Below are 12,918 nucleotides of genomic sequence, written 5' to 3'. Positions count from 1 at the left end.
GAACGACGACACCAACAGTGACCGAATCTCAGGCAACACCCCCGGCATTCCGCGAGTCGCGCGACTGGATCGAGACGATCGCCTTCGACGAGCAGGGCTTGGTGCCGGCCATCGCGCAGGACGCCGCGACCGGCCGGGTGCTGATGTTCGCGTGGATGAACCGCGAGGCGGTCGAGAAGACCGTCGAGCTGGGCGAGGCGGTGTACTTCTCGCGCTCGCGCCAGAAACTCTGGCACAAGGGCGAGCAGAGCGGCCACACACAAACGGTGCGCGAGATCCGGCTCGACTGCGACGGCGACGTGCTGTTGCTGGCGATCGAACAGCACGGCGGGATCGCCTGCCACACCGGCCGCGAGTCCTGCTTCTACCGCCGTCTCGAGGGCGGCCGCTGGCAAGCGACCGACGAGGTGAAGAAATCCCCGAGAGCGATCTATGGCAACGGCTGACCACCGCTCGACCGAGGTGCTGGAACAACTCGCGGCCCTGCTCGAACAACGCAAGGGCGCGGAGGCGGGCAGCTCCTATGTCGCCAGCCTGTACCAGAAGGGACGAGCGAAGATCGCCCAGAAGGTGGGCGAGGAAGGGGTCGAGGTCGCGCTTGCCGCGGTAGGCGACGATCGCGACGAATTGATCAACGAGATGGCCGACCTGTGGTTCCACAGCCTGGTACTGCTGGCCGATGCCAACCTAACCCCGGCGGACGTGCTCGACGAGCTCGAACGCCGATTCGGACTGTCGGGCCTTGAAGAAAAGGCACGGCGCGCACAAGATTGACAGGACATCAGTAGGAGATCGCGATCATGGGTACTTTTAGCATCTGGCACTGGCTGATCATTCTCGCCATCGTGCTGCTTCTGTTCGGCACCAAGCGTCTGAAGAACCTCGGCACCGATCTCGGTAGCGCGATCAAGGGCTTCAAATCCGCCGTGAAGGACGAGTCGGAAAAGGACGAGGAAGAGCAGAAGCGCAGCGAAAACCTGGAGCACAAGGAGGGCGAGCAGCCCAACGCCAACCGGGTGATCGAGAGCGAGACCATCGAGGCGGGCAAGGAAAAGGCCGCCGAGAAGTCGACCGAGCGCAAGGACAGCTGATCCCAAGCGCGCGTCGGTATTGATCCGTGTTCGGTTTCAGCTTCTGGGAAGTGTCTCTCGTGCTGGTCGTGGCCCTGGTGGTCATCGGCCCCGAGCGGCTGCCCGGCGTGGCGCGCAAGGCGGGCGAGTGGACCTACAAGGTCCGCAAGTTCGTCGCCAACGCCAAGGCCGAGATGGACAGCGAGTTCAACATGCAGGACATGAAGCAGCTGCTGAACTCGCAGGAATCCGAGATCAGCAAGTTGCGAGCGATGGTCGAAGAGACTCGCGACGACCTCTCGGGCACCGAGAAGAGCGTCAAGGGTGCCCTGTCGGACGCCGAACAGACCATGCGCGACTCGGCAGCCGGCGAAAAGGCTCGTCAGGACTCGGCCAGGCGGCTGGCGGCCCTGGATGAAAGCGGCCGCGCCCCGGGCGAGGAAGACGACTTCGAGGACGAGCTGAGCCGGCTGGAATCGGAAACCGGCGAGACCTTCCGTCGCCCATTCGAATCGGCCGAGGCCGATGCCCCGGCCGAGCCGGCCACGACCCAGGAATCGACGGCAAAAGACCAAGATGAGCCAACGGAACGCGGACGCGACAACTGACGAACCCTCCGGTCTGGCGGGTTTCGTCTCGCACCTGGTCGAACTGCGCAACCGGCTGATCAAGTCGGTGGCCGTGGTCTTCGTCCTGTTCCTGGCGCTGTTCCCGTTCCGCAACGACCTGTTCCGCATTCTCTCGGAACCGCTGTCGCAGTTCCTGCCCGAAGGCGCCACCATGATCGCGGTGCAGGTCGCTTCGACCTTCTTCATCCCGCTCAAGCTGGCCGGCTTCACGGCCCTGTTCGTGGCGATCCCGTTCCTGCTCTACCAGCTCTGGGCCTTCATCGCCCCGGGCCTGTACCAGCATGAGCGCAAGATGGTGATCCCGCTGGTGTTCTCCAGCACCGTCCTGTTCTACCTGGGCGCGGCCTTCGCCTACTTTGCGGTCTTCCCGGTCGTCTTCGGCTTTCTCTCCGGCACCGGACCGGCAGAGGTCAGCTTCGCACCCGACATCAACGAGTACCTGAGCTTCGTCATCACGATGTTCTTCGCCTTCGGCTTCGTCTTCGAAGTGCCGGTGGCGACCGTGCTGTTGATCCTGATCGGCGTGGTCACGCCCGATCAACTGGCGGAAAAGCGCCGCTACGCGATCCTGGTCGCGTTTATCCTCGGCGCGATCTTCACCCCGCCCGACATCCTCTCGCAGTTCATGATGGCGATCCCGGTCTGGTTCCTCTACGAACTGGGGATCGTCATCGGCCGCGTCCTGCTCAAGCGCCAGGGCGGCCCCGTGCTGCCTACCGACGACGAGCCCGAGCCCGACGGCACCCCGCCAGGCGGCGGCACGGGCGGCGACTCACCCGCCGGCGGCCCGAGCCGCGGCACGGGCAGCGGCAGCGCGGCCGCCAGCGGCACCGGCACCGGCCGGGCCTTTGAAACCGAGAAGGACGACGATTTCGACTTTGATCGCGCCTTCGAGGAGATCGAGCGCGAGCAGCAATCACTCGAGGCAATCGAGGCCGAGGCGCGCCGCCACGAGTCTCAGAGCGAGTCCCGGAACGTGGCCCAGGATGACGAGGCGCCCAGCGCGTCCGAATCCGAACGCGGGCAAAAGGACTCGGATACCCGTCGAGACGAAACGCCCGACGCAAACGACGACGAACGCCACGACCGGCGCTGATACCGGTCGACCTCGTCGACCGGGCGGGCCTCTCGCCCGCCCGACCCAGAATGAAACGGATGGCTCGCTGCCCCCGCCGGGCGGATGACGGCACGCGCCACCCGATTCGTTCCGGTGACTCCAACCGAAACACGAAAAGGAACGCAAGCCCATGTCCAATATCGCCCCGCGACGCCCCGTCCTGCTTGTGATCATGGACGGCGTCGGCGTCAACCCGAGCCGCAAGCACAACGCCGTGAGCCTGGCCGACACGCCCAGGCTCGACGAGTTGTACGCCCACCACCCGCACACGGTGATCGAGGCATCCGGGCGGGCCTGCGGCCTGCCTGACGGCCAGATGGGCAACTCCGAAGTGGGTCACCTGACCCTGGGCTGCGGCGCGATCAACCGCCAGGATCTGGTGCGCATCGATGATGCGATCAAGGACGGCAGCTTCTACGAGAATGCCGCCATCAACCAGGCGATGCAGAAGGCCGCCGATGCCGACCGCCCGATCCACCTGATCGGCCTGGTTTCCGATGGCGGCGTGCACAGCCACGTCCGCCACCTGCTGGCGCTGATCAAGATGGCGAAGAAGATCGGCGCCCGCCCGCTGATCCACATGATTACCGACGGCCGCGACACGGCGCCGAAGTCGGCCCTGACCTACCTCGACCAGATCGAACCCAAGCTCAAGGACGCCAACGGGGCGATCGCCACCATCAGCGGCCGCTACTACGCGATGGACCGGGACCAGCGCTGGGAGCGCACCGAGGAGGCCTTCAACGCCATCGTCCGGGGCGACGGCCCGCGCTTTGCCGATGCGCGCGAGGCGTTGGCCGCCTCCTACGCGGCTGAACAACACGACGAGTTCATCCGGCCGGCGGTGCTCGATGGCTTCGAGCCGCTGACCGCCGATGACTCGATGATCTTCTTCAACTTCCGTAACGACCGGCCGCGTCAGCTGACCGAAGCGCTGGGTCAGGCCGAGTTTTCCGGTTTCGATCGCGGCGACTACCAGCCGATCGTGGTCACCTGCCTGACCGAATACGACCCGCGCTTTCTCTCGCCGATCGGCTTCCCGCCCGAACGGCCCAAGAACGTGCTCGCCGAGGCGATCAGCCAGGCCGGTATCAAGCAGTTCCACTGTGCCGAGACCGAGAAGTACGCCCACGTGACGTTCTTCTTCAACGGTGGCAAGGAAGAAACCTTCGCCGGCGAGGACCGGGTGATGGTGCCGTCACCGAAGGTGGCCACCTACGACCTGCAGCCAGAAATGAGCGCGCGCGAGGTGGCGGATGCCGCCATCGACGCGGTCCGCGCCGATCAATACGGCTTCGTGCTGGTCAACTTCGCCAATGGCGACATGGTCGGCCACACCGCCGTGCGTGACTCGGTGATCAAGGCCATGGAAACGGTCGACCTGGAGGTCGGCCGGCTGGTCGATGCCGCCAGCGAACAAGGCTACTCGATCATCCTCACCGCCGACCACGGCAACTGCGACGAGATGGTCGATCCGGTCACCGGCGACCCGCACACCCAGCACACCACCTACCCGGTGCCCTGCATCGTCATCGACCAGACCCCGGTGCGCCTGCGTACCGGCGGCGGCATTGCCAATATCGCCGCGACCGTGCTCGAGCTGATGGGCCTGCCGCTGCCGAAGAAGATGAAGCGCTCGCTGCTGCTGGACAAGCCCAGCAGCTGAGCCACCAGGCCAACACCGAACAAAGGAAGGCCGCGCTGACCGGAAACCGGTCGCGCGGCCTTCTTGCATTCGCATGCCGTCGTCAGGCGGTCCGCAGGATCGCCCGCTGGATCAAAAGGGGTCAGGAGAGACGGAAGCGCCCCACCAGCGCACCCAGATCGTCGGACTGCTCGCGCATGGCGCTCCCCATGCGCTCGTTCTCGCGACTGATCTCGATCGCCTCGCCGGCGAGCACGGCGATCTCCTGCAGGGCCGATCCCAGTTCCTGCGCCTCGCCGCGTTGCGACTGTGCCGCGGCCGCGATCCGGCCGTTCATGTCGCGGATCTTGCTGACCGCCTGGTCGATCTCCTTGAGCTGCCCGCCGGCCTGCTCGGCCTCCTGCAGGGTGCGGGCGGCATATTCGCCGGAATCGGCCATCAACTCGGCGGCCTGATGCATGGTGGTCTTCAGCGCCCCGATCATCTCGGCGATGCGATCGGTCGACTCGCGGGTGCGCATCGACAGGGTACGCACCTCGTCGGCGACCACGGCGAAACCGCGACCGTGCTCGCCCGCCCGAGCCGCCTCGATGGCAGCATTGAGTGCCAGCAGGTTGGTCTGCTCGCTGACCGTGCGGATCATGTCGACCACCGAGCCGATCTCGCCACCGTGTTCGTCGAGCTGATGGATGATCGCGCCGGCCTGGTTGAGGCGGTCGGTCAGCTCCTTCAAGGCCGTCAACGTGGCCTCCACCCGTTGCAGGCCGCCGCTGGAAAGCCGATCCACCTCCTCGGCGTAGCGTGCCGCGCGGTCGGAATGCCCCACCACTCCCTCGACCTCGGCGAGATTGCGGCCCATCAGGTCATTGGCCCGCTCGGTCGCCGTTTCCTGCCGGTGCATGCCGTCAACCACCCGCTCGCCCGCCTGACTCAGGGACGACGAGCGCTCCTTCATCGAGCGGGCCACACCGGACACCTGGCCGACGACCTCCTCGAACTGGCGACAGGTGCCGTCGAGCGCCTGACCCATGGCACTGATTTCGTCATCGCGCGTCAGGCCCGTGCGCGCGGTGAGATCGCCGTCGACCACCCGCGCGGCCACGTTCAGCACGCGGTCGAGACTACCGCGCAGATAACGTGCCGTCGTCAGGGCGAGGAGACCGCCGATCAGCAGGGAAAGGACGACGATGCCGATCAGGATCAGCTGGTCGCGCTGCATGCGCTCGGCGACCGACTGACGCTGGGCAGCCAGGTCCTCGCGCAGGAAGTCGGTCAGGCGGGCGAGCGCGGCTCGGGCCTCGTCCAGTCGCGGCGCCCCCTCGTTTTCCAGCAAGCCCAGGGCCGGCTCGATCTGGCCCTGCGAGGCCTTCTCGCGCACGACCTTGTGCACCTCGAGATATTGCTGCCAGGGCTTACGGAACGAGTCGATCAGGCCTCGTTCGCGATCGCTCAAGCCCGCATCCATCGCGGCCATCTGCTCCTCGATCCGTGCCGCCGCCTGTTCGGCGCGATCGAAATAGTCCCTCGACTGCGGGATGCGCAGAGTGGCGCGGGCCAGCAGGCCGCTCTTCTGCGCGGTCTGGAAGGTCTCCACCTCGCTGACCAGCGTCTGGGAAAGCTGGACCCGCTCGACCACCTCGACGCTCAGGCGCTGAACCACATGAGAGAGGTCTCGTGACTGGATCACCGAAACCGCAGCGATCGTGATCAGCAGGGCCAGCAAAGCACCGAAACCCAGCCACAGTCGTTGCGTAATCCCCCAGTTCAAACGCGCCATCGTCACTCGTCTCTCTGCAAAAAAGATGGGCAACGTATCGGATTCAGGTTGCAGGCCCATGACAGCCCAGGGTGGCAACCACTTGACGGAGTGTTATATTATAACGTTCCAATAAGCCACGACACCTCACGGGCCTTGTCCCCTCACGAGACACGACTCAACAGGAGCCTTTATGTCACGCCGCACCAAGCTTGCCATCCTGATCAGCAGCCTGCTCGGCACCCACAGCCCCGCCGTTCTCGCCACTGATCGCCTGGGCATGATCACCATTACTGCCACGCCGTTCGCCACCGAGGCCGAGGATGCCCCGTCATCTGTCGATGTACTCGGCGGTGACGAAAAACGCCAGGCAGAGTCACTTTCACTCGGCGCGACGCTTGACGACATCCCCGGTGTCGCGACCATCGCCACGGGTGGCCAGATCGGCAATCCCGTGATCCGCGGGCTCTCCGGCAATCGCATCCGGGTGCTCAACGACGGCGTCGCACAGGATTACCAGCAATACGGCGTGCGCCACCCGGCCAATGTCGACCCGCTACTCGCCGATCGCATTGAAGTCGTACGCGGGCCGATGAGTGTCCTGTACGGCTCCGACGCCTTGGGCGGGGTGGTCAACATGATCTCGCCGGAGCTCCCGGTCGCACCGGGAGGTTCCGACGTTTCGGGGCGGCTCACCTCCGGCTTTGCCAGCAACAACGATGAAAAGCTCCTGGGTGGGGAAATCCGCGCGGCAAAAGGTGGATTCGGTCTCGCAATCACGGGCAACTGGCGTGATGCCGGCGACATGGAAACCCCCAGTGCGTCGAGCTTCGCCGAAACCGGCCAGGCTGGCGATCCCAAGTTCACCGGTCGACTCGACCATACCGACTACGAGAACCGCAATGGCCGCATCGCCTTCGGCTACACCGGGGAGCAGGGGGAGGTGGAAGTCAGTTACACCGACTGGCGCAGCCAGCAAAACTTCTTGCTGCCCGACGGCAACCCGGTGGGCCAGAACCTCGAAAACCGAGATTGGGCCATCAGGGGCGAATACGCGCTGGCGGGCGACTGGCTGCTCAAGTCCCGGATCCACTGGCAGGAGAACGTCCGCCAGGCACTGACGGGTGGCGATTACGACGCGCTCGACGCGCAAGGACCCGATCTGGATATCCGGCGGGACCGGCGTACGGTGCGTCTCGGCGTGGAGCATCCGGAATGGGCCGGCTGGCGCGGCGAGGTGGGCGTCGAACGCGCCGACGTCGATCAGGATCTGCGCTCAGGCGGCCTGACCCCGGACGCGGAGCGCGAGGAATGGGCCATCTATGCCTTCGAGCAACGTGACATGGGTCCCGTCACGCTCCAACTTGGCGCGCGTGTCGACCAGATCACTCAGTCCGCCGAGCGCTCCGCCGCCTTCGACTCGATCGACACCCGCGAACGCGACTACACCGTCGCCACCGGCTCGGCCGGCCTTGCCTGGGCGATCGACGACCGCTGGACGGTCAAGGCCAACCTCGGCCGGGGCTTCCGCGCCCCGTCGATCTTCGAGCTGTTCGCCGACGGCGTCCATGGCGGGGTTGCCGCCGTACAGCAGGGCGACCCGTCTCTGACGGAAGAGACGTCGCTGAATGCGGACCTTGGCGTGACATGGCAAGGCGAACAAGTCGAATGGTCGGCCACGGTGTATCAGAACCGCATTAATGACTACATCTATCTTGCGAACACCGGCACGACGCAAGGCCCCCTGCCTGTCTACGCGGCACGCCAGGACGACGCCAAGCTGCAAGGCATCGAGCTAGCCGGCCAATGGCAATTTGCCCGACACTGGACGCTCGACGGCGGCTTCGATGCGGTCCGCGGCGAACTCGACGACGGCGGGGACCTGCCGCTGATGCCGGCCGACAGCCTGCGCGCCGGTCTCGCATTCGATCATGGCGGGGGCGAGACCTTCCGCGACTGGCACGTCCGCCTGGGCGTGAGCCACCACTTCGAGAAGGATGCCGCAGGCCCCTACGAGCCTTTCGCCCAGTTCGACAACAACTCCTTCGGCACGGCCTCGACCGACGATTACACGCTGGTGTCGCTGGGCGCGGGCGTAAGTGTTCCCTTTCAGCGCAAGACCGAGCTCCGCCTGACACTGCAAGTCGACAACCTCCTCGACGAGACCTACCGCGACTTCCTGGATACCTACAAGGGCTACGCACTGGGCATGGGTCGAAACGTACGACTACGGGCCGACCTCGCTTTCTGACCGCCCCCAGGGCACGACTTGCGCAGCCAGAGCCAAACTGTTCAAACCAACCACTCACGCACCTTAACGAGAAAGAAAATGAAGAATCACAAACGACTCCCCGTCTCCACTCTCCTCGGCGCCGCCGCCCTGCTGGGGGTCGCACCGACCATGGCGGAGGAGCCGTCCCTGCCCATGAACCCGCAGCTTTCCGTCATCCTCGACGGCGTCTACTACGATGACAGCCTCGACGGCAGCGGTGATGCAATGCTCGGCGAGACCGCCGGCATCTTCGCCGCGCATGGCCATGATGACGAGCACGAGCACGAAGGCCATGAGCATGGCCTGGAACAGGGTTTCAACCTGCGCCACACCGAGGTGGTGCTCAGCGGCGGTATCGACGCGCTCTTCGACGCCCGACTGAATGTCGCCATCTCCGACGAGGGCGACGTGGAGCTGGAAGAGGCCTATGTCGCCAGCACCGGCTTGCCGGGCGGGCTTCGAATCAAGGCCGGTAAGTTCTATTCGGGTATCGGTTACACCAACGAAAAGCACCCGCATAGCTGGGATTTCGTCGACCAGAACCTCGCCTACCGCACCCTCCTGGGCACTCATGGTTTGTCGGATACCGGCCTGCAGCTGACCTGGCTGCCGGCCTGGGACCACTACACCCTGTTCGGCATCGAGGCCTTCCAGGGCGACAACAACGAGCGGCTGGGCACCGAGGCCGAACACGGCGAGCATTTGCCGGAACGCGACAAGGCCCCGCGCCTGTGGACCGCCTTCGCCAAGTGGTCACCCGATCTCGGCCACGACCATGCCCTGCAGCTGGGTGCCTCGGCAGCCTTCTTCCGCAGCCACCAGGAAATGCACCACCACGACGAACCGGACGAGCACGCCCTCGACGGCGACGCGCGCCTCTGGGGCCTGGATGCCGTGTACAAGTACGATTCCGGTCAGGGCTACGGGAAGGGCGACTGGCGCGTCTCGGCCGAATACCTGTGGGTCGAGAAGAACCTCGAGGTCGCCCACCACGAGGGCAACCCCGGCGTGATCGGCGAGGCACGCGATTTCACCGAGGACGGCCTCTATGTCCAGGCCACCTACGGCATCGCGCCGCGCTGGGACGTCGGCTTGCGCTACGATGCCGTCGGATTTACCAACGAAAAGCGCGGTCCGCGTCCGGCCGTCAATGCCGACTACGACGAGAGCGAACGGTGGACCGCCGCGGCCACCTGGCACTTGAGCGAGACCAGCCGTATCCGCGCCCAGGTCGCCCAGGTCAGCGGCGCCTTCGACGACCACCGCGAGGATTACACCCAGTTCTACCTGCAATACCAGATGAGCCTGGGCGCGCACGGCGCACACAGCTTCTGAGGACTCGAACAATGCTGAAACGATTGCTGATCACGCTGGCGCTTCTGTCGCCAGTCACACTCCAGGCCGCGGACCTGCGCATCGTAGCCACTACCAACAGCATGGGGGCGCTGGCCTCCGCCGTGGGCGGCGAGCGCATCGCGCTGACGGTGCTCGCCCCGCCGGATCGCGACGCGCACTTCCTGCAGGCAAAACCCTCGATGATGCGCGACCTGCGTCGGGCCGATCTGGTGGTCTCGGTGGGCGCGCAACTGGAGGCCGGCTGGCTGCCGGTCGCGGTCAAGCGATCCGCCAACCGCGACATCCAACCTGGCCAACCGGGACACTTCGAGGCCGCCGAACATGTCGATCTGCTCGACGTGGGCGAAACCGGGGCCGGGCATGTGCACGCCTCGGGCAATCCGCACTTCAACCTCGACCCACGCGCCATGCGGGCCGTGCTGCCGGCGCTGGCCGAACGGCTGGCCGACATCGACCCGGCCGGCGCGTCGGCCTATCGTGAGAACGCCGCGACCGCGATCACGCGCATCGAGAACCGGATGCCCCAGTGGCAGGCACGCGTGGAGAAGGCGCCCGGCGCGGTGTTCCACCACGCGGACACCCGCTATCTCATGGACTGGCTCGATCTGCCCACGCTGGGCTACCTCGAGCCCACCCCGGGCGTGCCGCCGACCGCGCGCCACATCGGCGGGCTCGCCGATTCCCTGGCCGGTACGGACGGGGTGATCATCCACGCCCCCTACTATTCCGAGCGCGGTCCGGCCAAGCTCGCCAACCAGCTCGACTGGCCGGTGGAACAGCTCTACACCGAGCCCGACGCACCGACCCTCGATGCCTGGATCGAGCTGATCGACGCCTGGGTGGCCGCACTGGCCCGGCCCTCGACCTGATGCGACTCGAGCTGATCGATCTGGTCACGGCACCGCCCGGCAGGCGTTCACCGCGCATCGGGCCGGTGAGCCTCGCACTGGACGACGGCGAAGCCCTGGCACTGACCGGGCCCAACGGCGTGGGCAAGTCCACCCTGCTCGCGGCGATCACCGGCCGCGCGCCGCTTCTGTCGGGCGAATGCCGCCTCCCGGCCGGGAGCCGCATTCGGCTGGTCGAGCAGATCGCCCGCCCCGACCGGGACCTGCCCGTCAACGGCCACGACTTTCTGGCCCTGGCCGAGGCCGACCCGCGACCGCCGGCACCACTGTCAGGCTGGCTGCCACGGCGCCTCGACCAGCTTTCGGGCGGCCAACGCCAGTTACTGCGTGTCTGGGCCGGACTGACCGCCCCGGCAGACCTCGTCCTGCTCGACGAGCCCAGCAACAACCTCGACCGCCGCGGCCGTCGGACGCTGTTCGAACTCCTCGACCACCGCCCTCCCGATCGCTGCCTGCTGATCGTCAGCCATGACGCGGACCTGGTCTCCCGCGTGCCCCGTCAGGTCGAGATGAGGCCCGCCTGAGATGACCGAACTGTTCACCCTGCCCTTCCTGACCGGCCTGGCGCTCGCCGTGCTGTTGCCCCTGACCGGGCTCTGGCTGCGGCTGCGCGACGAATGGCTCGCCGCGCTTGCCGTTGCCCACCTAGCCGGGGCCGGGGCGGTCCTCGCCCTGGCACTGGCCCTGCCGGCGCTGGCCGGGGCCGTGGGGCTGGCCATCGCGGGGATGCTCGGTCGCCACTTGCCTGCCTCGGGTCATTCGGCCTACGCCTGGTTGATTCTCGCCGGCTGGGCCCTCGTGCTGCTGGTAGCGGCCAATTCCCCCATGGGCGAGACCCTGGCCCGCCAGCTGGTCGAAGGGCAGCTCTACTTCACCGGGGTGGTCGAACTCGTCGCCGCGTTGGTGCTGACCGCCATCGTGCTAGGGCTGCGCGGCCGGATCGAGCGCCATGAACTGGCGCTGCGCCTGTTGCCACCCACCTCGGGGGCCGAGCGCACCCAGCGGCGACGCGCCGGCCTGCTGATCGACACGGTGATTGCCGCGGCACTGGCGGCCGGCACCCTCTCGATTGGCCTGATGGCCACCTTCGCCCTGGTCTTCCTGCCCGCCTGGGCGGGGTTCCACGTCGCGGGCCACTGGCGGCGGGCCGTCGCCTGGACCATCGGGCTGGGTGTGCTCGGCTACCTGATTGCCTTCACGGCCGCGCTGGCGCTCGACCAACCGTTCGCACCAATGCTGGTCGCCATCCTGCTGGTGCTGACCACCGCGACCCGGCTGCTCGCCCGCCGCGCGTGCTAACCTCCTAAGGCTTGGCCGCCGGGGCGGGTTCCCGAGCGGCAACCCAGGAGGAACGCCGCCGGTGACAGACGAAAACCAGAACCAGAATCCCTCCACCCCCCCTTCGTCAACCGACGAAACCACCCCGCGCGCCGAGACGCCCCGCCGCGGCATCGGTTGCCTGGGCGTGAGCCTGATCATCATCGTCACGATGGTCGTCACCCTGGCGCTCGGGGCACTGGCCGTCCGCTATTTCCTCTTCCCGGACCAGTTCGAGCCGGTGGAACTCAGCGCCGACGAGCAACAAGCGCTCGACGCCAAGCTCACCGCCATCGGCGTTCAAACCGACCGTCCGGCGCCGCCGTACGGTAATGACCGTTTTGCCGCCAGCCCGGAAGAGTTCGATGACCAAGGTCGGCTGAAACCCGAGGCCTACCGCGAGAAGGACGCCCCGCGCGAGGTGCAGTTCGACGAACGCGAGCTCAACGCCATCATCGCCCGCGACCCGGAGATGGCCCGCCGCCTGGCGATCGACCTGTCCGAGGACCTGGTCAGCGTCAAGCTGCTGGTGCCGCTGCCGCCGGACTTCCCGTTCATGGGCGGGCAGACGCTGCGCCTGTATGCGGGCGCCGAGGTACTACAGGTCCCAACACTGGACGGCTCGAGGCTGGCCGTCATCGTCACGGGCGTGAGCCTGTGGGGCGTGCCGCTGCCGAACAGCTGGATCGGCGGGCTCAAGGGCGTCGACCTGGTCGCGGAATTCGGCGGCGAGCCGGGCTTCTGGCAGGCGCTGGCCGAGGGGGTGGAGACCGTCCAGGTCGAGGAGGGCCAGCTGGTGTTCCGGCTGGCCGAATGAACATCGCAGACCCCGACAACCGAGAGGAGAT

At 66.6% G+C, this 12,918-nt stretch carries 13 protein-coding genes; 12 read left to right on the top strand and 1 reads right to left on the bottom strand.

What is annotated here, in order from left to right; translation table 11 throughout:
* Window positions 1-17 precede the first annotated feature (17 nt).
* The 6 genes from hisI to gpmI all read left to right on the top strand — a co-directional run bounded on the left by hisI (window position 18) and on the right by gpmI (window position 4,482).
* Window positions 18-446 carry a phosphoribosyl-AMP cyclohydrolase gene (gene hisI, locus SR882_RS01560; protein ID WP_322521606.1) on the top strand — a complete coding sequence of 143 codons (429 nt, stop codon included), beginning with the start codon at window positions 18-20 and terminating at the stop codon, window positions 444-446.
* A complete protein-coding gene (locus SR882_RS01555) occupies window positions 433-774 on the top strand; it encodes a phosphoribosyl-ATP diphosphatase (RefSeq protein WP_322521605.1) in 342 nt (113 codons plus the stop codon). The genes hisI and SR882_RS01555 overlap by 14 nt, the downstream gene beginning before the upstream one ends.
* A 26-nt stretch (window positions 775-800) precedes the next feature.
* Window positions 801-1,091, top strand: coding sequence for a Sec-independent protein translocase subunit TatA (tatA, locus tag SR882_RS01550; RefSeq protein WP_322521604.1), 291 nt, complete (start codon window positions 801-803; stop codon window positions 1,089-1,091).
* 26 nt (window positions 1,092-1,117) lie between these two features.
* Entirely contained in the window at window positions 1,118-1,678 is a 561-nt protein-coding gene (tatB, locus tag SR882_RS01545; protein ID WP_322521603.1) for a Sec-independent protein translocase protein TatB, read from the top strand.
* On the top strand, window positions 1,647-2,795 hold the full coding sequence (tatC, locus tag SR882_RS01540; RefSeq protein WP_322521602.1) for a twin-arginine translocase subunit TatC: 1,149 nt from the start codon (window positions 1,647-1,649) through the stop codon (window positions 2,793-2,795). The genes tatB and tatC overlap by 32 nt, the downstream gene beginning before the upstream one ends.
* A gap of 151 nt (window positions 2,796-2,946) precedes the next feature.
* Entirely contained in the window at window positions 2,947-4,482 is a 1,536-nt protein-coding gene (gene gpmI, locus SR882_RS01535; RefSeq protein ID WP_322521601.1) for a 2,3-bisphosphoglycerate-independent phosphoglycerate mutase, read from the top strand.
* Between the two features lie 121 nt (window positions 4,483-4,603).
* Here the strand turns inward: gpmI and SR882_RS01530 are convergent, their stop codons facing one another.
* Window positions 4,604-6,238 (bottom strand): methyl-accepting chemotaxis protein, encoded by a 1,635-nt coding sequence (locus SR882_RS01530; RefSeq protein ID WP_322521600.1) that lies wholly within the window; start codon window positions 6,236-6,238, stop codon window positions 4,604-4,606.
* 172 nt (window positions 6,239-6,410) lie between these two features.
* Here SR882_RS01530 and SR882_RS01525 point away from each other — a divergent pair, with 172 nt between their 5' ends.
* The 6 genes from SR882_RS01525 to SR882_RS01500 all read left to right on the top strand — a co-directional run bounded on the left by SR882_RS01525 (window position 6,411) and on the right by SR882_RS01500 (window position 12,887).
* Window positions 6,411-8,468, top strand: coding sequence for a TonB-dependent receptor (locus SR882_RS01525; protein WP_322521599.1), 2,058 nt, complete (start codon window positions 6,411-6,413; stop codon window positions 8,466-8,468).
* A gap of 78 nt (window positions 8,469-8,546) precedes the next feature.
* Entirely contained in the window at window positions 8,547-9,824 is a 1,278-nt protein-coding gene (locus tag SR882_RS01520) for a porin (RefSeq protein ID WP_322521598.1), read from the top strand.
* An 11-nt stretch (window positions 9,825-9,835) separates the two neighbouring features.
* The gene (locus tag SR882_RS01515) at window positions 9,836-10,714 is read left to right on the top strand and encodes a metal ABC transporter substrate-binding protein (RefSeq protein ID WP_322521597.1); all 879 of its coding nucleotides are present in this window, start codon (window positions 9,836-9,838) and stop codon (window positions 10,712-10,714) included.
* Window positions 10,714-11,277, top strand: coding sequence for an ATP-binding cassette domain-containing protein (locus tag SR882_RS01510; RefSeq protein WP_322521596.1), 564 nt, complete (start codon window positions 10,714-10,716; stop codon window positions 11,275-11,277). Before SR882_RS01515 ends, SR882_RS01510 begins: the two co-directional genes overlap by 1 nt.
* A 1-nt stretch (window position 11,278) precedes the next feature.
* Window positions 11,279-12,052, top strand: coding sequence for a metal ABC transporter permease (locus SR882_RS01505; protein WP_322521595.1), 774 nt, complete (start codon window positions 11,279-11,281; stop codon window positions 12,050-12,052).
* A gap of 61 nt (window positions 12,053-12,113) precedes the next feature.
* Window positions 12,114-12,887 carry a hypothetical protein gene (locus SR882_RS01500; protein WP_322521594.1) on the top strand — a complete coding sequence of 258 codons (774 nt, stop codon included), beginning with the start codon at window positions 12,114-12,116 and terminating at the stop codon, window positions 12,885-12,887.
* Window positions 12,888-12,918: the final 31 nt, after the last annotated feature.

The sequence above is a fragment of the Guyparkeria halophila genome, assembly GCF_034479635.1.
GTDB lineage: Bacteria > Pseudomonadota > Gammaproteobacteria > Halothiobacillales > Halothiobacillaceae > Guyparkeria > Guyparkeria halophila.
This window is presented reverse-complemented; position numbering and strand designations above follow the sequence as displayed.